The 23,029-nt window shown below is 63.3% G+C and carries 23 protein-coding genes; 9 read left to right on the forward strand and 14 right to left on the reverse strand.

Annotated features, from left to right (window positions below):
* Window positions 1-7 precede the first annotated feature (7 nt).
* From ACUCV0_RS19265 to ACUCV0_RS19300, 8 genes are all read right to left on the reverse strand, one after another.
* A complete protein-coding gene (locus tag ACUCV0_RS19265) occupies window positions 8-745 on the reverse strand; it encodes a glycosyltransferase family 2 protein (protein ID WP_173147070.1) in 738 nt (245 codons plus the stop codon).
* A complete protein-coding gene (locus ACUCV0_RS19270) occupies window positions 742-2,388 on the reverse strand; it encodes an ApeI family dehydratase (protein WP_482213409.1) in 1,647 nt (548 codons plus the stop codon). Before ACUCV0_RS19270 ends, ACUCV0_RS19265 begins: the two co-directional genes overlap by 4 nt.
* Window positions 2,385-2,957, reverse strand: a complete 573-nt coding sequence (locus ACUCV0_RS19275) for a COG4648 family protein (protein WP_482213410.1) — start codon at window positions 2,955-2,957, stop codon at window positions 2,385-2,387. Before ACUCV0_RS19275 ends, ACUCV0_RS19270 begins: the two co-directional genes overlap by 4 nt.
* Before the next feature lie 10 nt (window positions 2,958-2,967).
* Complete coding sequence (locus tag ACUCV0_RS19280) at window positions 2,968-3,222, reverse strand: acyl carrier protein (protein WP_017642723.1); 255 nt, start codon at window positions 3,220-3,222, stop codon at window positions 2,968-2,970.
* Between the two features lie 10 nt (window positions 3,223-3,232).
* Complete coding sequence (locus ACUCV0_RS19285; protein ID WP_017642722.1) at window positions 3,233-3,493, reverse strand: phosphopantetheine-binding protein; 261 nt, start codon at window positions 3,491-3,493, stop codon at window positions 3,233-3,235.
* On the reverse strand, window positions 3,486-4,253 hold the full coding sequence (locus tag ACUCV0_RS19290) for a lysophospholipid acyltransferase family protein (protein ID WP_017642721.1): 768 nt from the start codon (window positions 4,251-4,253) through the stop codon (window positions 3,486-3,488). The genes ACUCV0_RS19285 and ACUCV0_RS19290 overlap by 8 nt, the downstream gene beginning before the upstream one ends.
* Complete coding sequence (locus ACUCV0_RS19295) at window positions 4,253-4,978, reverse strand: beta-ketoacyl synthase chain length factor (protein WP_482213411.1); 726 nt, start codon at window positions 4,976-4,978, stop codon at window positions 4,253-4,255. The genes ACUCV0_RS19290 and ACUCV0_RS19295 overlap by 1 nt, the downstream gene beginning before the upstream one ends.
* A 351-nt stretch (window positions 4,979-5,329) precedes the next feature.
* Window positions 5,330-6,607 (reverse strand): MFS transporter, encoded by a 1,278-nt coding sequence (locus ACUCV0_RS19300; protein WP_482213412.1) that lies wholly within the window; start codon window positions 6,605-6,607, stop codon window positions 5,330-5,332.
* 107 nt (window positions 6,608-6,714) lie between these two features.
* Between ACUCV0_RS19300 and ACUCV0_RS19305 the strand changes: the two genes are divergently transcribed.
* Window positions 6,715-7,614, forward strand: coding sequence for a LysR substrate-binding domain-containing protein (locus ACUCV0_RS19305; RefSeq protein ID WP_482213413.1), 900 nt, complete (start codon window positions 6,715-6,717; stop codon window positions 7,612-7,614).
* Window positions 7,615-7,843: 229 nt separating this feature from the next.
* Here ACUCV0_RS19305 and ACUCV0_RS19310 read toward each other — a convergent pair whose 3' ends face one another.
* From ACUCV0_RS19310 to ACUCV0_RS19320, 3 genes are all read right to left on the reverse strand, one after another.
* The gene (locus ACUCV0_RS19310; RefSeq protein WP_482213414.1) at window positions 7,844-9,364 is read right to left on the reverse strand and encodes an SIR2 family NAD-dependent protein deacylase; all 1,521 of its coding nucleotides are present in this window, start codon (window positions 9,362-9,364) and stop codon (window positions 7,844-7,846) included.
* A 10-nt stretch (window positions 9,365-9,374) separates the two neighbouring features.
* The gene (locus ACUCV0_RS19315) at window positions 9,375-11,246 is read right to left on the reverse strand and encodes a 3'-5' exonuclease (protein ID WP_482213415.1); all 1,872 of its coding nucleotides are present in this window, start codon (window positions 11,244-11,246) and stop codon (window positions 9,375-9,377) included.
* Between the two features lie 495 nt (window positions 11,247-11,741).
* Window positions 11,742-12,134, reverse strand: a complete 393-nt coding sequence (locus tag ACUCV0_RS19320) for a globin domain-containing protein (protein ID WP_313647745.1) — start codon at window positions 12,132-12,134, stop codon at window positions 11,742-11,744.
* Window positions 12,135-12,358: 224 nt separating this feature from the next.
* Here ACUCV0_RS19320 and ACUCV0_RS19325 point away from each other — a divergent pair, with 224 nt between their 5' ends.
* Together ACUCV0_RS19325 and ACUCV0_RS19330 are read left to right on the forward strand one after the other, a co-directional pair.
* A complete protein-coding gene (locus tag ACUCV0_RS19325; protein ID WP_059316285.1) occupies window positions 12,359-13,051 on the forward strand; it encodes a bacteriorhodopsin in 693 nt (230 codons plus the stop codon).
* A gap of 2 nt (window positions 13,052-13,053) precedes the next feature.
* Window positions 13,054-13,905 (forward strand): Brp/Blh family beta-carotene 15,15'-dioxygenase, encoded by an 852-nt coding sequence (locus ACUCV0_RS19330; protein WP_482213416.1) that lies wholly within the window; start codon window positions 13,054-13,056, stop codon window positions 13,903-13,905.
* Here the strand turns inward: ACUCV0_RS19330 and ACUCV0_RS19335 are convergent.
* Window positions 13,879-14,358: an Lrp/AsnC family transcriptional regulator gene (locus ACUCV0_RS19335; RefSeq protein ID WP_064309082.1), complete on the reverse strand. Its 480-nt coding sequence runs from the start codon at window positions 14,356-14,358 to the stop codon at window positions 13,879-13,881. The genes ACUCV0_RS19330 and ACUCV0_RS19335 overlap by 27 nt on opposite strands.
* 473 nt (window positions 14,359-14,831) lie before the next feature.
* Window positions 14,832-16,283 carry a glycine betaine/L-proline transporter ProP gene (gene proP / locus ACUCV0_RS19340; protein WP_059316283.1) on the reverse strand — a complete coding sequence of 484 codons (1,452 nt, stop codon included), beginning with the start codon at window positions 16,281-16,283 and terminating at the stop codon, window positions 14,832-14,834.
* A 126-nt stretch (window positions 16,284-16,409) separates the two neighbouring features.
* Here proP and ACUCV0_RS19345 point away from each other — a divergent pair, with 126 nt between their 5' ends.
* On the forward strand, window positions 16,410-17,486 hold the full coding sequence (locus ACUCV0_RS19345) for an aldo/keto reductase (protein ID WP_482213417.1): 1,077 nt from the start codon (window positions 16,410-16,412) through the stop codon (window positions 17,484-17,486).
* A 76-nt stretch (window positions 17,487-17,562) separates the two neighbouring features.
* Window positions 17,563-18,552 (forward strand): DUF6515 family protein, encoded by a 990-nt coding sequence (locus ACUCV0_RS19350; protein WP_482213418.1) that lies wholly within the window; start codon window positions 17,563-17,565, stop codon window positions 18,550-18,552.
* A 3-nt stretch (window positions 18,553-18,555) separates the two neighbouring features.
* Here the strand turns inward: ACUCV0_RS19350 and ACUCV0_RS19355 are convergent, their stop codons facing one another.
* The gene (locus ACUCV0_RS19355) at window positions 18,556-19,239 is read right to left on the reverse strand and encodes a class I SAM-dependent methyltransferase (protein ID WP_482213419.1); all 684 of its coding nucleotides are present in this window, start codon (window positions 19,237-19,239) and stop codon (window positions 18,556-18,558) included.
* 1,207 nt (window positions 19,240-20,446) lie between these two features.
* Between ACUCV0_RS19355 and ACUCV0_RS19360 the strand changes: the two genes are divergently transcribed.
* The 4 genes from ACUCV0_RS19360 to ACUCV0_RS19375 are packed head-to-tail and all read left to right on the forward strand — an operon-like array spanning window position 20,447 to window position 23,011.
* The gene (locus tag ACUCV0_RS19360) at window positions 20,447-20,944 is read left to right on the forward strand and encodes a GspH/FimT family pseudopilin (protein ID WP_454253776.1); all 498 of its coding nucleotides are present in this window, start codon (window positions 20,447-20,449) and stop codon (window positions 20,942-20,944) included.
* Complete coding sequence (pilV, locus tag ACUCV0_RS19365) at window positions 20,941-21,468, forward strand: type IV pilus modification protein PilV (protein ID WP_454253775.1); 528 nt, start codon at window positions 20,941-20,943, stop codon at window positions 21,466-21,468. The genes ACUCV0_RS19360 and pilV overlap by 4 nt, the downstream gene beginning before the upstream one ends.
* An 11-nt stretch (window positions 21,469-21,479) precedes the next feature.
* The gene (locus ACUCV0_RS19370; RefSeq protein ID WP_454253774.1) at window positions 21,480-22,391 is read left to right on the forward strand and encodes a PilW family protein; all 912 of its coding nucleotides are present in this window, start codon (window positions 21,480-21,482) and stop codon (window positions 22,389-22,391) included.
* The gene (locus ACUCV0_RS19375; protein ID WP_454253773.1) at window positions 22,388-23,011 is read left to right on the forward strand and encodes a PilX N-terminal domain-containing pilus assembly protein; all 624 of its coding nucleotides are present in this window, start codon (window positions 22,388-22,390) and stop codon (window positions 23,009-23,011) included. The genes ACUCV0_RS19370 and ACUCV0_RS19375 overlap by 4 nt, the downstream gene beginning before the upstream one ends.
* Window positions 23,012-23,029 lie beyond the last annotated feature (18 nt).

Below are 23,029 nucleotides of genomic sequence, written 5' to 3' on the forward strand. Positions count from 1 at the left end.
TGGCCGCTCACGCGCGCACCCGGCGCCAGAGCAGGCGCGGCGCGCGCAGCAGCATGCCGAAGAACAGGCGCGTGTGCATGCGCGAGATCAGCACGTTGTCCTGCCAGAGGCGAAAGTGCGAGCGGCCATCCAGCGGGTAGTGCACCCGGGTCGGCCGCCAGCGCATGGGCTGCTCGCGCCAGGCCAGGCGCACCAGAATCTCCGGATCGAAATCCATGCGCTTGCCCAGGCCGCCGGCGCGGATCACCGCCAGGGTCGGCGTTAGCGGGTAGACGCGAAAGCCGCACATGCTGTCGCGGATCGCCAGGGACAGGCTGTTGATCCACACCCAGACATGGGTGAGGTAGCGGGCATAGAGCCGGCCCTTGGGCACCGAGTCGTCGAACTGCGGGTAGCCGCAGATCAGCGCCTCGGGATAGGCCTGGGCCTCGGCGAGAAAGGCGGCCACGTCGGCCAGGTCGTGCTGGCCGTCGGCATCCACCTGCAGGGCATGAGTGAAGCCCAGACGCTGCGCCTCGGCGAGTCCGGCCATCACCGCGCCGCCCTTGCCCTGGTTGACCGGCAGGCGCAGCAGATGGACGTCGGGTTGGGTCGCCAGCTCGTCCATCACCTGGGCGCAGGCGGGGCTGGAGGCATCGTCCACCAGCACGCAGGGCAGGGCGCGCTGGCGCAGCGCCTGGACCACCAGCGGCAGGGCGTGCTCATGGTCGAACACCGGGATCACCGCGCAGGCACGAAAGCTCATGGCTGCGCCTCCTTGAGCAGGATGCGCCCGGAGGAGCAGGCCGCCGTGCCCTGGCGAAAGGCGAAGTGCAGCTTGCTGCGGGTGGCGTCGAAGTGGAAGGTCAGGGTTACCCGGTCGCCGGGGCGCAGCAGCTGCTGGAATTTCAGCACCTCCATCCCGGCGAAGTCCGCGGGCAGCTCCAGGTGCTGACGGGCCAGGCGCTGCGCCCAACCGACCTGCACCACCCCGGGCACCACCGGCGCCGTGGGGAAGTGACCGGAAAAGAACGCCAGGTCTGGAGCAACTTCCAGCTCTAGGCGCCAGCCGTCTTCGGTCTGCTCGACGCCGAGCGGTTCGATGTCCACCGGCCGTGGCTGGGCCAGCAGCCGCTCCACCTCGGCCTGGGCCAGCTTGCCCTGGGCGCTGTAGGGCAGCGCCAGCAGCAGGCGCCAGCGGCGCGGCAGGGCGATGGCCTCGCAGTGGCCGGCCAGGTATTCGCGCAACTCGGCCACCAGGGCGCGGCGACCGCCATTGCGCAACTGGTGCAGACCGCTTTCGCTCAGGGCGACCAGGGCGCCGAGCAGGGCGCGACCCTGTTGCACCACGCCCAGGCGGACGTCGGCGACGGCGGGATGGTCGAGCAGGCGCGCTTCCAGCGCTGGCAGGGCGATGCGCTTCTCTTCCAGTTTGACGATGCGATCCAGACGCCCGAGCAGCTCGAAGCGACCGTCTCCCAGCAGGCTCACGCCGTCCATGGTCTGCTCGCGCACGCCCTCGGGCAGGTAGGGTGAGGTCAGCCAGAGCGCGCCCTCGGCGTCCTGGCCCAGGGTGAGGTCGGCGAAGGCCTGCCAGGGCTGCGGGCCCTGGCGCCAGGCGATGCCGCCGGTCTCGGAGCTGCCATAGACCTCGGTAGGGTACTGGCCGAAGCGCGCCTGGCAGGCCGTGGCCGCCGCCTCCGGCAGCACGCCGCCAGAGGAAAACACCCGCACCACCTGACCGAGGATGGCGTCATCAAGGTTCTCGCCCAGGCGCTTGAGCAGCGCCGGGCTGCTGATCCACACCGCACGGCGACCCTCGCGTAGCAGGGCGGCGGTCTCCCGCTGCAGCTCCTCGGTGAAGGGCAGCGCCTGGCGGGCGAAGGGGCGACCGCTGCAGAGCGGCCAGAGCACGCGGAACAGCAGGCCATAGATGTGTTGGGTGGAGACACTGCCGAGGATGGTCGCCTCGTCCAGGGACTCGCCCCAGAGGCGCTCCAGTGCGGCGACCTCGTTGGCCAGCTGGAACAGCTGCTTGGCGATCAATTTGGGCTCGCCACTGGAGCCCGAGGTGCTCAGGGTCAGCAGCGGTGCCTGGAGGTCGAGCGCGGCGGGCGCCAGGGGCTTGGCAGCGGTCCAGCCGGCAAGATCGTCGAGCCAGGCGTCGAGCGTCGGTACCAGGCGCGCGCGGGTGGCGGGTTGGGCATCGGCCGGCAGGACGACCTCGATGCCGGCGCGCCAGGTGCCGAGCAGGGCGCAGGCCAGATCCTCGGCATCGTCCAGGTACAGCGCCAGGCGCCTGAGGCCAGCGGCCTGGAAGGCCGCCGCCAGGCTCAGGGCGCGCTGCTTGAGGGCCGCATCCAGCGGGCTCGCGGCGCCCAGCAGCTCGGCGAGAGGGGTGAACGTCATGGCAGCCTCCGCACGCGCTGGCGGACCAGCCATTCACCGGCGAACAGCAGGCCCATCAGGCCATAGGCGATCACCCCGGTATAGAGCGTCCACCAGGCCAGGGGCGCCCAGAGCGCCAGGGCAGCGGCGGTGAGCGCATTGAACAGAAAGAACAGGCACCAGACCTGGGTCACCCGGCGGGTGTAGCGCACCGCACGCGGTGGCAGCTCGGGTTCGCGCAGCCGCGCCAGGCGTTCGATCAGCGGCTGGCCGCGCAGCAGGCTCAGGCCGAACACCGTCAGCAGGAAGAGGCTGAGCAGCACCGGATACCAGCGCAAGAGCACGGCGGCGTCGCTCAGGGCCAGCAGCAGGCAGAAGCCCAGGGCGACCAGGGCGGTGCCGCGCTGCAGGCCGTTGAGGCCGGGTTGCAGCAGGCGCAGGCCCCAGAGGGCACCGAGACCGACCGCGAACAGCCGCGGCGACAGGTGCTGCAGGCCGAAGTACACGGCGAAGGGATAGGCCAGGCCGAGCAGGAGCAGCAGGGCAGCGGCGAGCAGGCCCAGCGGGGAGCGGGAAGGCAGGGCACTCATAGGCGGCGGATCAGGCGTCCGCCTGGCTGATGCGATAGACAGCCTCGACCACGTCGCCCACGGTACGCACCTGGCGGAATTGCTCGGCGGCGATCTTGTGCCCGGTCTGGCGGCGCAGGTGGTCGATCAGGTCGACGGCGTCGATGCTGTCGATCTCCAGGTCCTCGTAGAGGTTGGCCTCCAGGGTCACCCGCTCGGGCTCCAGCTCGAAGAGTTCGACCAGGGCGCTGCGCAGGGTCTCGAAGATGGCTTCACGGCTTTGCATGGCGATCTCCTCAGGCGGCGCGCTGGGCGGCCACGAAGGCCGCGAGGGCGTTGACGTTGGCGAAATGGGTGCGGGTGTCCTTGGCTTCGGCGTCGATGCGGATGCCGTAGCGCTTCTGGATCGCCAGGCCCAGCTCCAGGGCGTCCACCGAATCCAGGCCCAGGCCGTCGCCGAACAGGATCTGGTCGTCGCCGATATCGTCGACGGTGACGTCCTCGAGGCCGAGCGCCTCGATGATCAGGCTTTTGAGCTCAAGGTTGAGATCAGTCATGGTTGCCGGTTTCCTTCAGGTAGAGCTGGTGCAGCTGGTCGTTGAGTTCACGCGACGCCAGCGGCAGCGGCCGCCCGGCGAAGGTGGAGGGATCGATGTCGGCGCCGACGTCCAGCTGGAAGTCGAAGCGCCGGGAGGGGATGCGATACCAGGGCGTGGCCTTGGTCAGGGTGCTGGGCACCACGCGGATAGTGACCGGGGTGATGCAGCGGGCGCCGCGCAGGGCGATGGCCGCGGCACCGCGATGGAAACGTGGGGGCTCGCCGGGGGTGGTGCGGGTGCCCTCGGGAAAGATGATCAGCGTCTGGCCCTCGCGCAGGGCGTCGGCGGCTTCGTCGAGCATCTCGGCGCTGCCGTTGTTGCTGATGTAGCCGGCCGCCTGGATCTGCCGCTTGAGGTAGGGGTTCTGCCAGAGGCCCTGCTTGACCACGCAATTGGCGTCGGGCACTAGGCCGATGAGCACCACCACGTCGATCAGCGAGGGGTGGTTGGCGATGATCAGCTGGCCCGGACGACCCAGGCGCTCGCGGCCCTGGATGCGCAGGTTCATCACCCGGGTCAGTACCATGAAGGCGACGAAGAAACGGAACAGCCGGGCATTGGCCCGCCGCGCACGCTGACGCCGCTGCAGCGGATCGCCTGGCAGCACCAGCAGGATCGGCAGGATCAGCAAGCGGAAGACCAGGGCGCCGCAGCCGAACACCACGAAGTTGAGCCCCGTGGCCAACAGCCGGTAACCGTAGTCCAGCCGGCCAGTCATCAGCAGGTCTCCGTCTGCCAATGCCAGGTGCGCCCGGCATAGGGCAGGTGCCGATCACCGCGGGCTTCCAGCAGGCGCAGCAATTCCAGGGCATGCGGCCAGACGCTGGTCGCGGCGTCCGCCGGGGGCGGCTCGCCGCTCAGGCCATGGCTGCTGCCAGGAGTGAGCAGCAGGCCCACGGCATAGGGAAAGGGAACGTCATCGATCTGGGGCGCATAGAGGGTGGGCGGCGCCTCTTCGGCGATCACCACCAGCACCCCGCTGGCGCCTTCGGCGAGCAGGGTGGAGGCTTCCAGCACGGCGTGTTCGAGGCCATCGCGGCCGGTGGCCAGGGCATTCATCTCGCTGTGATCGCCGCGCAGGATCGACCACTGGCCGATGATGGCGTTGTGCACCGAAAGGCTGAACTGGGTCGGGGAGAGCGGCTCGCCGCGGGCCAGCTCCTGGAGGATCGCCAGGGTGCGCGGGGTCTCGCCGTGGCGCGAGGCGAAGATCAGCGGCAGCGGCTCGCCATGGGCGTCGGCCAACGGCCAGGCCACCTGGAAGGTCATGCGTGCCAGGCGACTCAGGCGGCGGCGCTGCATGGCCGGCAGGAAGCTGGCATCGGGTTGGCTGCCGTCGTCCGCTGGACACCAGGGCGCGGCGCACCACTGCCGCCAGGCATCCTGGTCGCCAAGACCAGGCGCCCAGGCGCGCCAATCGCTAATCTGGAAATGTATGTTCACGGCTGAATCTACCCCGGAGCCTACGTGCTTGCCGTTTCATCTATCCCTGATGAGCAGGGTATTGCAGCGTTCGGCGCGCATTATCCAAGCGGCTATTACCCTAGGCAAACATTTGCATGAACTTTGCGAAGGGGTAGCAGTCGCCCGCATTGAGCCGGGAACAGGCTAGCGCGGTAGGGAAGCTGGAGCCCCTTGCAAGGGCGTGAAACGCCGCTCCATGCGACGAGCGGCAGTGAAAGCCGGGATTTGGCGGGGGTGGATGAACGTAAAGGCGAATTCGTCGCTGACGGTTATCGCGATCAGGGCTCCAGGGGCCGCGCCAAGGTCGTCCCCTTCACGACGGAGCGGTCGTCACGCCGCTGGCAGCGGCTGCAACTTCGAAAGACGGACGGCCACGGCCAGGGCCGCGAGCAACAGGGCGCCGATGAACAGGCCGACGCCGGTCCAGCCAGCCAGGTGCCAGCAGAAGCCACCCAGGGTGCCGGCCACGCTGGAGCCGGCGTAGTAGCTGAACAGATAGAGCGACGATGCCTGGCCACGCGCCTGGCGTGCGCGGCGGCCCACCCAACTGCTGGCCACCGAATGGGCGCCAAAGAAGCCGAAGGTGAACAGCAGCATACCCGGCAGCACCAGCCACAGCGGGGTGAACAGGGTCAGCAGCAGACCACAGAGCTTGAGCACGATGGCGGCGGCGAACACCCGCCGCCGACCGAAGCGATCGGCCAGGCTGCCGAACTTGGCCGAGCTGTAGATCCCCGCCAGATAGACCAGTGAGAGGACGCCGATCCAGGCCTGGCTTAGGTGATAGGGCTCGGCCAGCAGGCGATAGGCGATGTAGTTGAACAGTGTGACGAAGGCGCCCATCAGCAGGAAGGCCTCCAGGAACAGCCAGGGCAGGCCGGCATCGCGAAAGTGCAGGGCATAGCCGGCGAGCAGGCTGCGCGGCCGCAGCGGCCTTGGCTGGAAGCGCTTCGACGCCGGCAGGCTGCGCTTGAACAGCAGCGCCGCCACCAGGGCCAGCACCCCCAGGGCGCCGAGAGCGATGCGCCAGGAGACGAAGTCCACCAGCACCCCGCTGATCACCCGGCCGGACATCCCGCCCAGGGCATTGCCACTGATATAGAGGCCCATGGCATAGCCCAGGTGCTCGGGGTGCACCTCCTCGGCCAGGTAGGTCATGGCCACCGCCGCCACCCCGGCCAGCGACAGCCCGACCAGCGCACGGGTCACCAGGATGCCGTCCCAGGTGGGCATCAGGGCGCTGAGCAGGGTGAAGGCGCCCGCGGCGAACAGCGCATAGACCATCACCGACTTGCGCCCGATGGCATCGGAGATCGGCCCGGTCACCAGCAGGCCGCAGGCCATCAGCCCGGTGGCCAGGGACAGCGACAGACTGCTGGCCGCGGCGGTGAGGCCGAAGGCCTGGGAAAAGATCGGCATCAGCGGCTGCACGCAATAGAGCAGGGCGAAGGTGGCGAAGCCGCCGCAGAACAGCGCCAGGGCGGTACGCAGGAATTGCGGCGTGCCCTTTTCGATGAAGGCGTCCGGTTCGTGGTGGGCTTCGTTGGCGGCGGGCAGGGTGGCCAGGGTGGGGGCGGGTGGCGTGGCGGACGACCGGGACGTGTTCACGGGTACCTCAGGGCAGGTCTGATCTCACCACCCTAGGCTGGTGGCTGCCATATATCCAATATATTGTCCGTCTCGATTGATAGGTTCTACGACTCAATGGAAGACGTATGGAATTGCGCCACCTGAGGTATTTCGTAGCGGTCGCCGAAGAGCTGCACTTCGGCCGCGCCGCCCAGCGCCTTAATCTCTCCCAGCCACCGCTCAGCCAGCAGATCCAGGCCCTGGAAAGCGAACTGGGCACCCGCCTGCTGGAACGCACCAATCGACGCGTCGCCCTGACCGAGGCCGGCCGGCTGTTTCTCGACGAAGCCCGGCAGATCCTCCTGGCCAGCGAACGCGCCGCCGAACGGGTCCGTCGCGCCGGCCGTGGTGAGACCGGCCAGTTGCAGGTGGGCTTCAGCGCCTCCTCACCCTTCGTCGCCACCATCCCCAAGACGCTGTTCGCCTACCGCCGCGCCTATCCCGAGGTGCGCCTGCAACTGCAGGAGATGAGCAGTCGCGAACAGATCGACGCCATGCTCGCCGGCAACCTGCAGATCGGCCTGATCCGCCCCATCGAATTGCCCGACGCCCTGGTGGCGGTCGAACTCTTCCGCGAACCCCTGGTGGTCGCCCTGAGACACGATCATCCCCTGGCGCAGCAGGGCAGCGGCCCACTGCCCCTGGCCGCTCTCGCCGAGGAGCCCTTCGTCTACTTCCCCCGCAGCTTCGGCACCGGTCTCTACCAGCAGCTCCACAGCCTCGCCGCCCGCGCCGGCTTCACCCCGCGCATCGTCCAGGAGGCCAGCGAAGTCCTCATCATCCTCGGCCTGGTCGCCGCCGGCCTCGGCGTCACCGTGCTGCCCGCCACCTACCAGCGCACCCAGATGGAAGGGCTGGTGTATCGGGAGCTGGACGATCCCGAGGCGACCTCGGCGGTGTGGTTGCTCAGGCGCCGGGATGAGGTGTCGCCGCAGGCGGAGGCGTTTGTGGGGTTGTTGATTGGGCCAGATGATCAGAGCTGTTGATGACGACGGCATTGTTGAGCGACGTAATTGCGTAAGTGCTCCAGTTGCACCCAATCCCATTTGCCGAGACGGCAGCCAGGAGTTTATTTTTTGGTTCGTCGATTTGAGCCGCTCCAGCACCTTCAGCATGTCCTTCTGCTTGCATTGCAAAAAAGGCGTTGTCTGCACTCTCGCCTATGCTAACGCGTGCTGATCCGTCTAGCGCAGCTTGAATTTTGGTTGGCCTGTTTTAACTTTCTAAAAGCTCTTCAAGTGATTTTTGCTGTTCTTCTGTGATTTTTGTGCTTGAATTTATTAGTTCGGTAATCCAATTTTTGTCTCTTGAGTAGGAGAATTTTAATTCTTCAGTCTCGAAGATATCAATTACGCCCTGTATGTCTTTGCTTGATATCCAGTTTAGATTTTGGCAAAAGGCATTCCAAGTTGACCAGCATTTTCCTATTTCTGACGGTGCTGACCATCGGAGCACCTCAATTATATGTTTTAGTCGTGGGTTGAAGACGCTACTTGTTTTTTGAGGTGAGATTCTTAATATGCTTTTGAATGGGGCTTCTGCGCTATAGAAATCCCATACTCCATCAGTCTCAGTGCATAGGTTGAATACCGATTCGTGAAAGCGGTCTCTTGTGTTTTCATCTGGGTAAGAATGCTCGTTAACAAGAAATATCGCTGCTTTTATTGTGCTGTCAATTGCTCGGTAAGGCATTCGGTTTTCTGGGGAAAGTAATTTTCCTCCATAGTCTTGAAATAAAGATTGATTTGAAAGTATTTCAGTGATCGCGCTTAAGGCTTGATGGCAGGATTCTTTGCTATTGAATTCTGAAAGTATCTCAAGCTTTGAAGGCTCTTTGTTCGATTTGATCAGGTCTACTATCTTTGTAAGTCGATCTATTATGTTTTTATATTGATCGAAAAATCTCCTGTTTGATTTCTTGTATTCTTTGTAAGCTGATGAAATGTCCTCTAAAAATTTTCCTATTTCCGCTTTTATTATATGTATATTCTTGCTTTCGAATAAAAGCTTGGATTCATCTAGAACACTAGTTTTTACGCTGGGGTGAACTATCATGTATGCAGGGGGTTTTTCTTCCCCTAGGTGCGCGTATACTTCGTCGTACAAAAAATTTATATTGGGGTCTGTAAGGCTGTAGCCGATAAATATTGGTGATGCTTCTGAAAACAGGGTGTATATTTTTCTGTTAAGATAAGTGTCCTCTCTTTGAAATGTGAAGTACTGGCTCTGTGTTACAACTATGCTTGCTGGTCGTCCTACATCACCATGTATCTTGAATAGATTTCTACCTGTATTAGATACTTGGGGGCACTTGTCTTTTCGGACGACAACATTTATTAATCCGTCGAATATTTCCTCGATCTGGTTGTCCCAGTTCGTTGTTACGATCATGTTGGGTGAAAATGCTTTAAATCTCCGCACCCAGCTTGGCATAGGTGTTTTGGTTTTCTTTTTGATCAGCGTTTCGGCGATTAGGCTGTTGAATTCATACTCGCTTGTTTTGTGTTTGGATAGTGCAAACGATCGTAGCAGTTCCGCTGCTTTTAAAGGGTTGCTTACATTGAGATCTAAGGGGTAGCCAATCTCTTTGCTCACAGTTGCAAGAATGTCATTCCAGCTGGTGAATCCGAAGTTGTAGGAGAATCCTGATCCAATCCAAAGGAAGTAGTTGTTAGAGTATGCGGAGCTAAGTAGTTTTTCTTTTGCGGCTTTGCTGATTTGGTCTAAGCAACTCATTTGAAGTTCGCTATGTTTCTACGTGTTGAAGTTTGTTTTTTAAAAAAATTTTATTGTTTATCTCGGTTGTGAAATTTGATCCTTTTTGATAGCTCATCACCAACCGATCAATTGCCCTGGTCATAGCCACATACAGCAACCGCGCCTCATCCGCTTCCGGCTCGCCCTGCTTGGGCATTTCGCCCAGTCCTGGAATCAATACCAGCCCGAACTCCAGCCCCTTGCTGGAGTGCATGCTGACGATCTTCAGGCTGTCCTCGGCGTCGTAGAGTTGGGCGCGGCCCTTGTTGCTGGCGCCGGAGCGGTAGGGGATGGCGGCCTTCTTAAGTTCGTATTCGGCCTGGTAGGCCTGGCTGGTGCTGCGGTAGAGGATGGCCATGTCGCTGAGTTGGCGGCCACCCGCCTGTTCGTCGCGGATGCGGGCGATGAGCAGGTCCCATTCCTCGCGGTCGCTACCGCACTGGATGAGTTCGGGGAAGGGGCCGCGGCGGCCGGCGCTTTCCGGGGCGATCAGGGGCACGCCGTCTTCGCTGGCGTCGCGGCTGGTCAGGAGTTCGGTAGCGAAGGCGCGGGCGACGGAGAGGATCTCCACCGTGTTGCGGTAGTTGAGCTTGAGGATGGTGGTGCGGCCCTGGGCCTGGATGCCGACGCTGGCGAAGCTGAAGTCCAGCGCCTTCTTGCCGCCCTTGCCGCGGTAGATGGCCTGGGCGTCGTCATAGAGCACCAGCAGGGACTGGGTGCTGGGGTCGACCATCTGCACCACCAGCTGGAACCACTCGGGGGCGAAGTCGTGGCCTTCGTCGATCAGCACGGCGCTGTACTGACCGCGGGGGATCTGCCCGCGGTCGACGGCGTCGATGGTGCGCAGCACGTACTGCTCCATCTTGGCCGCCACCGGCAAGCGGTGGTCAGGCTTGTCCACCTGGTAGGCGGTGAGCATCTCGGCGCACCAGGCGTGGAAGTTCTGCACCACCACCCGTTCGCCGAGGCCCTTCTGCTCTATCACCTGGCGCAGCCGCCCGGCCAGGGACTTGTTGTAGCAGAGCACCAGGATGGGTTTGACCGAGACCTTGGCCAGGTGGGCGCAGCGATAGCCGAGGATCATGGTCTTGCCACTGCCGGCGGCGCCGTGGATGACGCGGTGGCCGTCACCCAGGGAGCGCGCCAGCTGTTCCTGCTGCAGGTCCATGACCTTGATCAGGCTGGGCAGCGGCGCCTCGGCAGCGTCGAACAGGCCGAATTGGCCGGGCTGGCTGTTGACCCGCACCTCGGGGTAGAGGTGATAGCGCACCCGGTCAATCTGCGGCAGGGTCAGGGCGCAGGGGAAGACATGGGGGAACATGTCCCAGAGGCGTTGCTGGAAGGCTTCCGGGTCGGTGGACTCGGTCATCTCGTCCTGGAAGAGCACGCGCTGGGGATCGAGGACGTCGGCCAGATCGGTCTGCTCGAATTGGCGACGGGTGATGCCGGTGAGCACCACGCCCCAGCCCCAGGGCATGATCAGCTGGCCCGGATGGGGCGAGCCGGCGCTCTGGCGCAGCAACGGGTCCTTTTTCAGCAGCAGGTCGACTTCAAGGATGTAGGAGCGGGCTTGCAGCAGGGGATTGGCGACGGTCTTGAGGCCGTCCTGGGTATGCAGCCGCACCTTGCCCGGGGTGACGGATTCCAGGGTGGCCAGCTTCCAGTCCTTGACCTCCAGCACCAGGATGCCGCGGCGCGGATGCAGTACGACGAAATCCGGGTAGCGCGCCTTGGGGCCGACCGGGACGTTGCTCCAGCAGAGGTAGTCGTCTTCGAGCAGTTTTTCCAGGCGTTCGGCGAAGCGGCGTTCACCGGGGGTATCGAACTGGCACTGGCTGCGAGCGGGGAAGAAGCGGGCCATCGGTCATCCATCCGTAGTGTGGGGCAGGGCGGATAAACCGTGATCTGTCGCACAAAAGTCCTTTCGTCATACGTTAGTCAGGCAGGTGCGGCGGGTAAAGCGCGAGACGGGTGTTGCTGGGCGATTGGCCGAGTTGGCCGACCGATGGTGGCTGGCAGGTGGCCGGTATTGGGCTGTTTTGGGGTATAGCGGTACGTCGAGGTTTGGTTTGCCCTCACCCCGACCCTCTCCCTGAGGGAGAGGGGGCGTTTAGGGCAGGTGCGTTGCTTTGGGGGTGTTGGGCTTCGACGGTGGGGCTGTCTCAGCCCAACCTACGGTGATGGGCTGCCCCTCACCCCGGCCCTCTCCCCGGCCCTCTCCCAGGGGGAGAGGGGGCGTTTGGGTGGGGTGCGGTGCCTTGGGACGTTGGGCTTCGACGGTAGAGCTGTCTCAGCCCAACCTACGGGTGTCGTAGGTTGGGCTGAGCGCAGCGAAGCCCAACACTCAGGGCCCCGCTCAGTAGTAGCTGCGCATCACCGCGATCCCTGCCTCCAGCACGCCCTGCCATTCCTGGCGCAGGGCGGGGGTGAAGTCGGCATCGTGCTGGGCCAGGGTGGCGAGCAGGCAGTCGACCCAGAGTTCGTAGAGTTCGGGGCCTATGTCCAGCCGTGCCCGGCAATGGCTTTCGCCGAGCTGGCGTAGTTTGGTGGTGGGCATGCCGCGGGCCACCAGAACCAGGTTCATGATGCCGTGGCGCAACAGCAGCTTCTGCGCGGCCATGTCGGTATGGACGAACTTCTCCCTCACCCGGGGCGAGCTGGCCAGGAAGCGCTGGTAGAAATCATCGAAGAAGGCGGGGCTGGCGCAGCAGCGTCCGTAGCTCAGCATCACGTTCTGGGCCGGCAGCATGCGAATTCCTGGGCGGACACGAAACGACGCAGCTTGCCTCGGCCACTGCCAGGACCACTTGACCCGGATCAAGGGCCTGCAGCGATTGGTCGCGAACACTGAAACATTTTGAACCAAGTCACGCGGCGACTTCTCTACCTTAAGCGCAGCGGTAGACCAGGAACCCCTACTCCAGAGCGGCTGGCCCTGCCGATGCGCGTCCCTCATCCCTCTGGAGACCTCCAATGAGTCAGACACCCCTGCTAATCGGCTTCGTCATCATGTCGCTCGCCTCCCTGGCGATCTATGCCAAGGGCGCGCACCGTGGTCCGCTACGCGGCCACACCCTGATCCACGCCGCCGTGCCCTTCATCGCCGCTACGGCCTATCTGGCCATGTACCTGGGGGTTGGCAATCTGATCAAGCCGGATGGCAGCGTGACCTATGTCGCCCGCTACCTGGACTGGACCTTCACCACGCCACTGCTGCTGGCCGGGGTGGTGAGCTCGGCCTTTCTCGGCGCGCGTGAGCAAGAGGGACAAGGCGGCTTCGTGGCCTCCATCGTCACCCTGGACGTGGTGATGATCGTGACGGGCCTGGTGGCCTCCCTGGCGCCCTACGGCACCATCAAGTGGGTGTTCTTCGCCTGGTCCTGCGCCGCCTTCGTCGGGGTGCTCTATCTGCTGTGGAAACCGCTGGCGACCCTGGCCGGGCAACATGCCGCGATCGGCGCGGCCTATCGCAAGAACACCGGCTTTCTGACCGTGCTCTGGCTGATCTATCCGGTGGTCTTCGCCATTGGCCCGGAGGGCGTGTGGATGGTGAGCGATGCGGCGACCATCTGGATCATCCTGGTGCTCGACGTGCTGGCCAAGGTGGTCTATGCCTTCACCTCCGAGCGCAATCTGCGTGCGGCCCTGGCGCGGACCGGCGTCTAAGGATGCAGGAGACCGGGCGAGGCTGGCTGGCGCTGGTACTGACCGCCGGGCTCGCCAGCCTGGCGGGCGGGGCCGGGCAACTGGCCTACGCCCTGGTGGTAGGTTTGGGTCTGGGCCTGCTGCATGGCGCCAGTGATCTGCGCCTGGTCGCACCCGGGCGGCGCCTCGCCTTTCTCGGCTGCTATCTGGCGACGGCCCTGGCCTGCCTGCTCTGCTGGCAACTGGCAGGCACGGCGGCGCTGCTGCTGTTCCTGCTGCTCTCGGCCTGGCATTTCGCCCATGAAGACGAGCTGTTTCCCAAGCGGCTGACCTCGCTGGCTTTGGGGCTGTTCATCATTGGCGGTCCGGCGTTGGTGCACGAAGCCGCCGTCGCCCGGTTGCTGGCCCTGGCCATGGGGCCGGCTGCTTCTCTTGCCCTCGCAGATTGGCTAGCCCGCGTGCTCCTACTAGGTGGGCTGCTGGCACTGCCGGTGCTGTTGCTGGCCGCCTGGCAGCAGCGTTGCCCCAGGTTGGCGGTGACGCTGCTGGCCGTGGTGCTGGCGCCGCCCCTGGTGGGGTTCGCCCTGGGCTTCTATCTGCTGCACGCCGCGCCCCAGACCGGGGTGCGCCAACGTTTGCTGGGGGCACCCACCTTCAAGGCCTATCTGCGCCTGACCTGGCCGATCCTGCTGGGCGCTGCACTTTTTACCCTGGCCGGTGGCCTGGTGTTCCTGCTGCAGGAGCGTACCGGTATCCGCGCCCTGTTCGCCGTGCTGGCAGCCTTCGCCGTGCCACACATGCTGGTGCTGCCGCGTTTTCTCGACGCCGACGTCGAAGCCGCGCCGCGCTCAGGGCCGCAGGTGGTTGAGCGGTAGTTCGGTACTGGCCAGGATCTGGTTGAGCACGAAGCTCGACCGCACGCTGGAAACGCCTTCGATGCGCGTCAGGGTGCCTAACAGCAGCTGCTGATAATGCTCCATGTCCGGCACCACCACCTTGAGCTGATAGTCCGCATCCATGCCGGTGACCAGGCAGCACTCCAGCACCTCGGGACACTGGGCGATGATCGCCTGGAAGTTCTCGAAGCGCTCCGGGGTGTGTCTATCCATGCCGATGAGCACGAAGGCGGTCAGCGACAGGCCGAGTTTCTTGCGATCCAGCAGGGCGACCTGGCGGGTGATGTAGCCGCTGTCTTCCAGTTGCTTGACCCGTCTTGAGCAGGGCGAGGGCGATAGTCCGATGCGTTCGGCCAGCTCCTGATTGGAGAGACGCGCATCGCGCTGCAGTTCTGCCAAGATTTTCAGATCGAAGCGATCGAGTTTGTCCATTTTCCATGCCTTGCGCTATCGGGTTGCGTCCAATCCTAGGTTTCTAGTCATGAATTGCGCAAGAGGTAGGAAAGAGTGCGCACAACGCAAACCTCTGCCGGCGGCAGGGGCGTAAGCTGAACTCAACTTCGATAGCCCGGTAGAGCTGTCCAACGGAAGTGCCCCAGGAGGGCCTTTCGCATCGCCAACGACGGTATCCCGTCCGCCGCGCCCGGGCCCGCCCAGGTCACCATTCCTGGTCGATCGCAGCCACCGTCACGAGCGGTGCGAGAGGACAACGAATTCAAGGGGAGGCCGCAAGGTCTCCCCTTTTCTTTTGGGTGGGATTTGGTGGTGGGTGGGGGATGCTGCCAAGTACGGCTATGGCGGTCCGCCGATGGGGCCGCCTCTCGGGCGTGCTCTTTTGATCGCGGCCATGGGCCGCTCCTACGATTTATGTAGGGGCAGCCATGGCCGCGATCCTTTCGTGAAACTCAAGCCTGCCCGGGCGGCTGCTTGTCCACGGTGAGGGGCGCGTCGCTGGCGAGGAACTCCTTGGCTTCCTCTTCGCTGGCCACCGAGGGCGGCGAGCCGCGCAGGGGTTGGCCGGCGGTTTCGCGCACCGTGACCATGGTCAGGATGCCGATCACGGCAGCGGCCATCATGTAGTAGGCCGGCACCAGGGGGTCGCCGGTCTTTTCCACCAGCCAGGCGGTGACCAACGGAGTGGTGCCACCAAACAGCGATACCGAGATGTTGAAGGCGATGGACAGGGCGCTGTAGCGGATCGGGGTGTAGAACAGCGCTGGCAGGGTGGACGGCATGGTGCTGGTAAAGCAGGCCAGCGAGGCGCCCAGCAGCATCAGGCCCAGGAAGATCAGCCAGTCGTTGCCGCTGCCGATCAACTTGAGGCAGGGGATCGCCAGGACCAGGATCGCCAGGCAGGCGCCGATGATCATTGGCTTGCGCCCCAGATGGTCACTGAAGAAACCGCCCAGGATGTTGAGCGGCATCATCACCACCATGACGATGAGGATCAGCAGCAGACCCTTGGTCTCGGCGTAGCCCATGGTCACGGCCAGGTAGCTGGGCATGTAGGTCAGCAGCATGTAGTCGGTGACGTTGAACACCAGTACCAGGCCGACGCACTTGAGCAGGGCGACGCGATGCAGGGTGAACAGCTCGCGCAGGCTGTGCGCCGGGCTATCCGCCGCCTTGCCTTCGTTGGCCTCGGCGTGGGCCTTGAACGCTGGCGTTTCTTCCAGCTTCAGGCGCATGTAGAGGCCGAGCAGGCCGAGCGGACCGGCGATGAAGAAAGGCACTCGCCAGCCCCAGTCGAGCAACTGTTCCTGGGTCAGGGCCGCCGTGAGCGCCGTGACCGTCCCGGCACCGGCGATGTAGCCGGCCAGGGTGCCGAACTCCAGCCAGCTGCCCATGCGCCCGCGGGTCTTGTCGGTGGCATATTCGGCGATGAAGGTCGCCGCACCCCCGTATTCACCGCCGGTGGAGAAGCCCTGCACCACCCGCGCCAGCAGCAGCAGGGCAGGCGCCCAGATGCCGATGCTCTCGTAGCTGGGGATGAGGCCGATGCTGAAGGTGCCCAGGGCCATCATGATCATGGTCAGGGCCAGCACCTTCTGGCGACCGTACTTGTCGCCCAGGGGGCCGAACACCACGCCGCCGAGCGGGCGGACGAGAAAGGCCACGGTAAAGGTGGCGAAGGTGGCGATCAGCTGGGCCGCGGCATTGCCGTCGGGAAAGAAGACCTTGCCCAGGGTCACGGCCAGGTAGCCATAGACGCCGAAATCGAACCACTCCATGGCATTGCCAAGGGCGGCGGCGCCGACGGCGCGCTTGACCAGGGAATTGTCGACGATAGTGAGGTCGTCCGGCTTTACCTCATGGCGACGCTTGAACCAGCCAACGTGATGATGGTGTTTCGACATGTGTTTTCCTCCTTGCGTGGGGCCATAGACCCAAGCGGACCGCTGTAAGTGCGATTCCTGTGCGGTTGAAACTTGCCGAACACGCCTGGAGTCGACCCTTTATCGGTAAAAACTCGTGGAGGCACCATGCAGTATCGTCCGCTTGGCCATTCCGGCCTGCTGGTTTCCCAACTCGCCCTCGGCACCCTGCAGGTGGGTGGTCGTGATGGCTTCGAGAAGTGCGGTGGCATCGACCTGCGCACCCTGCGACGGCTGTTCGACATCGCCTTCGACGCCGGGGTGAACCTGGTGGATACCGCCGACCTGTATTCCTACGGCCTGGCCGAGGAAATCGTCGGCCAGGCGCTGGGTGACAAGCGCGACAGCATCCTGTTGGCGTCCAAGGGGCGCAGCGCCATGAGCGACGACCCCAACGACAGCGGCGCCTCGCGCTATCACCTGATCCGCGCCTGCGAAAACAGCCTGCGCCGCCTGGGCACCGATCACCTGGATCTCTACCAGCTGCACAACTGGGACGGCGTCACGCCCATCGAAGAGACGCTGGAGGCCATGACCCACCTGGTGCAAAGCGGCAAGGTGCGTTACTTCGGCACCAGCAACTACACCGGCTGGCAAATGATGAAGACCCTTGGCAAGGCCGAGTTGCACGGCTTCACCAAGCCGGTCAGCCAGCAGATCTACTACACGCCGGAATCCCGCGAGGCGGAGTACGAACTGCTGCCGCTGGCGCTCGACCAAGACGTCGGCACCCTGGTCTGGGGCCCCATGGGCGAAGGCCTGCTGACCGGCTCGACCCGGCGCGGCAAGCCAGCGCCGAAGGGTACGCGCCAGGGCAGCGACTGGCCCGAGCCCTATGTCCACGATCCCGAGCGCGCCCTGGACATAATCGAGACCCTGGCCGCGGTGGGCGATGCCCATGGCGTGTCGGTGGCCCAGGTCTGCCTGGCCTGGCTCAAGGATCGGCCAGGCATCACCAGCCTGATCGTCGGTGCCCGTAGCGAAGCCCAGCTGCACGACAACCTGGCAGCCATGACGCTGGCGCTGACAGCGGAAGAGTCCGCACGGATCGAGGCGGCGACCCGGCGTGAGTCGCTGTATCCCTATTGGCACCGTATCGTCGCCGGGATGGATCGGCTGGATCCGGCCGAGCAACCCTTCCTGGCCGAGCAGCGCAAGACCCTGGAACAGCGCCGCGACAAATAGCTGAGCGGGTGACGGTCAGGCTGGGGGAGGGCCAGGCCTTGGGGTACTCTGGGCCATCCCCTTGCGGAGCCGTGCGATGAAGTCGCCTGCCGTCCTGTTCGCGCTTGTCCTCTCTGGCGTTTCCTGCTGGCACGCTGCGCCTGCCTGGGCCGATAACAACTATCGCCTGGGCGGTGGCTATGTGACGCCACCGCCGGGTGCCGCACCGCCGCCCATGCCCGCACCACCACCCGGCAACGGGGGACGCTGGCAGGGGAATGGGCAGGGTGGTTGGAATGGTAGTCCGCCCGGTCGCGGCGATGCGCCTGGACGCGGCAATGGTCCAGCCCTGGAGCGCTGGGAGCGCAATGATCCCCCACCGCCGCGGCCAAACTATCAGCCGGCCTGGCAGGATCGCCCCGTGCCGCTGCCGCGTCCGGGCTACATGATGCCGGCCCCTCACCAGCCCGGTCGGAATTATCCGCCGCCACCGCCTCGACCGGATCGGGACCCGAATTGGTCCGGCCCGCGTCCCGGTTGGGGCGCCAATCCCCAATGGCGGCCCGGCTTCGAGGTGCCCGGCGTACCGGCCGGCTTCACCCGCATCTGGTACCGCGACAGCCAGTACTACTATGCCGACGGCTACTGGTATCGACCCCAGGGCCCGCGCTATGTGGTCACCCTGCCGCCGACCGGCGTAAGGGTCAGCGCGCTGCCGGCCTTTGCCGAAACGCTGTGGATGGGCGGCACCACCTACTACTTCGCCGCCGGCAGCTACTACCGCACCGATCCGGGTGGCGGTTTCGTCACCGTCGCCGATCCCAATGTCGCGGCAGTGCCCGTTACCTCTGCCGCGCCTGCGTCCACGGGCGTCGGCTACGACGCCTACGACGTCACCGCCTATCCCTTGCAGGGCCAGCCACCCGGGCGCTACGCCACGGACCGATACGACTGCCGCCGCTACGCCGCCGGGGATTCCGGTTTCGATCCCGAGCGGCCGGGCGCGGTAGGCGACCCCTACCTGACCCAGCGTTTCCGCCAGGCCCTGGCCGCCTGCCTGGCGGGGCGGGGCTATCGGGTGGAGTAGCGATCAGTCGTTGCTCAGTTGCACCAGGGTGAAGAGTCCGAAGGGCGGTACGCTGCTGCGACTGGCGCGGCGCAGGTCCTCGCGGGAGAGGATGGAGTCCATGGCGAAGTCAGGGTGCCAGCCGAGCTTGCGCGAGGCCGGTGCCAGGGCCTTCTCCGCCAGCAGGCGCATGCCACGCTCGGCCTGGAAGTGGTTGACCAGCAGGAGGTGACCGCAAGGCTTCACTACCCGCCGCATTTCCTGCATCAGTTTGCGCGGATTGGGTACCACGGAGGCCACGAACATGGCCACGGCGATATCGAAGGAGCCGGTGGGCAGGCCGGTTTCCTCGGCGTTGGCTTCGAGCAGCGCCTCCACCGTGGTGATCTCATCGCGCGCGACCCGCTCCCGGGCCTTGGCCAGCATGTCCGGCGAGAGGTCGATCCCGGTGACGCGCTTGTCGGCGCCATAGTGGGGCAGGGCGAGACCGGTTCCTACCCCGACTTCCAATACCCGGGTACCCGCCAGGGCATTGACCGCCGCCACCGCACGCTTGCGGCCGGGCGCCGAGACGCCACCGAACACCCGATCATAGACATTGGCCCAGCGCCGATAGGCGGAAATGATGGCGGCATTGTCCAGCGCGGAGTGCGGCGCAGAGGTGTCGGCGGTATTTAGCGAATAATCGATTTTCTTCGAGTCGTGCATAGCGGCCTTGTCATTGTCGGTAGATGAAAGCAGAGGCGTTACGGAGCTAACTCTGGGCGGTGTGCGAAAGCGGAAAGTGCGGTCGATTGATGGACATCAGGCGCTTCGCTATTTCGTTGCATAGATTGCAGTGCGGCCTGATGCCCTGGTATCCGGGGCCTGCAGGCGAGATACGGTGAAAATTCCAGATCTCGTAGATACAGCGTTCTGGTTGTTTTAAACAATTGCCGTTTGTTTGGCTAGTTAAGTCGCCCTTGGTTTCTCATTGATGAGAAGTTGATGCTTTTAATTGTTTTTTAATTGTTCGTTCTTTTAATTTAAACGCTACTAAATTGTTTGTTCGTTCAATCAATCGGATTGAGCGGAGCACAAGGGGTACCTGTACGTTTTGCCAGCCGAGCGGCCAGGAAGGGGCCGTGTGGCAGAGAACTCCAGAAGCCCAAAGAGGAGGGGCGAGCAAGGCGGCCGTGATCCGAGCGCTTAGGCCGCTGTTGCAAATAGCTTTGATTATTCTTGGAGCGCGATCCGATCAAAACCCGCGCTTTAGAGCATCCGGGCAAGGTGAAAATGGTTGGGCGGGATATAGATAGCTAGCTTTATTTGCGTTCTATAAGCTAATTCTCAGCGCCCCTCTCATGCATTTAGCGTGTCTTCAGCCCGTCCAGTCATCCCACCCAGATGGCCGAGCATCACGCTATTGCTGCTATCCAGACCGCTTTGGCACCGCATTCCCCCGACTCCGTTACCCACAAGGCAAGCCTGGCATGCAGAAGGCTACGGGCTTCCTATTTCTTTATCGGTAAGGATTAGGTTGCTGTTATACGTTGCCATATTGGAGCGCTGTACCTACGGCTGTAGAGGAAAGTCCCCCATGGCAGAGGTCAGGCGTGGCACTGAGAGCCTAAATTGTTCGCTGGTGAATGCTGCTTTCACTCGGCCCTGACAGCTTGCTCGACCTCCTTGTCAGAGCTGACACAAGGCAGGGCGGTTGCACCGGTCATCATGCTTTCGGGGCCGAACATCACGCGTCTGCTGACTTGTGTTGTCCATGGATTCAGCATGGTAGGCACAGGTATCAGCGGAACACGTCCAGGCTTGTGACGCCGGGTCGATACGTTATTGTCTGAACGCTCAAGGATGACGACTGAGTGCTGTCTCGCTGCGGAAGGAGTTTCCCAGCTTGCGCTTTTCGCTTGGGTACCCCGTCATGAAAAGTAGGTTCTTACGTCCAGCCCAGGGTTTCACCCTGATCGAGATGTTGGTGGTCGTTGCCTTGTTGGGAATCTTCCTGGCCATAGCAGCGCCCAATTTCGCCGGTCTAATCCGTTCCAACAAGGTCCAGGCCGCTGCCGATGAAATGGTAGCGGTGTTGCAGTATGCGCGTGGTGAAGCCATCACCCGAGGGGTGACCGTAACGCTGACGGCTGATAGTGCAACCGCCTGGAATGCCGGCTTCAGTATCACCGCAGCGGGACAGATACTCAGGCGCATCGACGCCGGCGGTTTACAGAGTGGCGTAACGGTAAGCGCGGGCGTCGCTCAGGCAAGTTTCAGCGCGACGGGTACCACCGGTGCCACAACCAGCCAGTGTTTTACCCTTTGCCCAACCGATCAGGCAGGGCAATGTCGTTTTGTGGGTGTCAGTGTGACCGGACGTATCACCCAGCCATCCACCGACAAGCCACAGTCGGGAGAATGCACATGAGGAGGCTCCAGTCGGGCTTCAGCATGATCGAGGTGTTGGTCAGCGTCGTGCTGATCTGCGTGGGCATGCTCGGCATCGCTGCGTTGCAAAGCAAGGCGGTGCCTTTCACTCAAGACTCCATCCAGCGCAACGCTGCCATGATGCTGACCAACGATCTCCTAGAGCTTGTGCGTGCCAATCCTGCGGCGGTTGATAGTTATCTCAAGGCGCCTGGCAAAGGCTTCGCCAATGCACCGGCGAGCTGTCGCCCGACCCCAGCTGTTGCGGCCGACCAGCTTGCCTGCTGGGCAGCCCAGGCCGGTTCGCTGCTACCCGGTGCGGCAGACCTGTTGAACAGCTCCTTCTATGTCTGCCAGAACGCTACTCCTGGTCCCGCCGGTGCCGCGGCGTCCTGTAGCGGCGGCGACTACCTCGAGATCCAGGTGGCCTGGACCGCTCCAGTCGACAGCTGTCTGGACAGCGGTATCCCGACCGGCAACGGTACCAGTTCCATCTGCACCTACCGTTTGCGAACTCGACTCTGAAGGCCTGTTCGATGCTCAACCGCCTCATGAACGTAACGGCCCGGCAACGGGGACTGTCCATCGTCGAGCTGATGGTTGCCCTGGCGATCAGCAGCTTTCTGATCTTGGGGGTCACTCAGCTCTACATCAACAACAAGAAAACCTATCTGTTCCAGCAAAGTCAGGAGGTCAATCAGGAGAATGGCCGCTTCGCGCTGGCGCTGCTGAATCAGGAGCTGGCCAAGTCAGGTTATCGACGGCGACCGGACATTGCCGTTACTCAGGATTTTCCGGCTGATAGCGGAAGCTCGGGAACTGGGAACGCACTGGATTGCAACTTCGCTGCGGGCGCATCGGTGATCGGTAATGCCAGTAGTATCTGTATCCGCTATCAGGCGCGTGATGCCCAGGAAACCGATTGCCGTGGTCAGGCGCTCAGTGCCCAGTCGACCACCTTGGCCAACAACGCGGATGCTCCCTACGAATACTCGAATACCAGTCAAAACGCGGTCATCGTCGAGCGCTTTTCCCTGGCGGTTGATGCCAACTTCACCACTGGCACGGCTAACGAACGTCCAAATGCCCTGGTCTGCGCCAGCAATTTGCTAGCCTGCGGGAATGGGGTCTGTACCCGGATCAACGGTGATACCGATACCGCTCAGATGATCAGCGGTATTCGCGACCTGCGCTTCGACTACGGGGTCGGTGTCGACAGGAGCGTTTCCTCCTTTACCCCCACGCCCTCCACCAGTGCGGCCAACCTGATCCGGGCCGTGCGCTATTCGGCCCTGCTGCAGTCGGTGGCTCAGGGATTGCGAGATACCAGCGAAACACCGCCTGTCCTTAGCCAGTGGAACCAACGTTATTCCACGACTTTTACTGGCAATAGCTATCTGTACCAAGTCGCCCAGGACACCATCACCCTAAGGAACCTGATGCCATGACCGTCTCTCGACGCCAATCAGGAAGACGACAGCGTGGCGCGTCGTTGCTGATCGCGCTGGTGCTGCTCCTACTGTTGACCATTCTGGCCTTGACCAGTTTGCGGGGCGTCACCCTGGAGTCACGTGTCATGGGCAATATCAAACAGCAGCACAATCTGCAGAGTGCTGCCGAGACCGCGCTGAGGGCCGGTGAAGGCGTAATCGGTAAGGCCGTGGCCGCGCCAGACCTGACGAGCACCTGTACCGTGACCTTCTGTTTTCCCTATCAATTGCGCAATAACGCCTATCTGAACGCCAGTGGTGTTGCTCTGGGCAGCGAGAAGATCGGTGATCGCAGCGTACCCCTGGGATACATGACGCCGCTGTTCCGTAACGGCGATCCCAGCGCCACATTGAATGGCTACAGCATCCTGAGTTCCGGCACCACGCCTGAGACGCCCAATGCGCGCTGGTACGTAGTCGATCTGGGGCCGCTCGATACCGGTAGCGAGAACAATTGTGCGCTGACCGGATGCGGTACCCGCTACTACGAGGTGGACAGCTGTGCCGGCGCAGGCTGTGCGACCAACCAAGTCGGCCAACGGATCACCCTGAGATCCGTCATGGCGAAATCCTTCTAATCGGCAGGAACGCTATTC

This window comes from Pseudomonas sp. VMV1 (genome assembly GCF_056790235.1).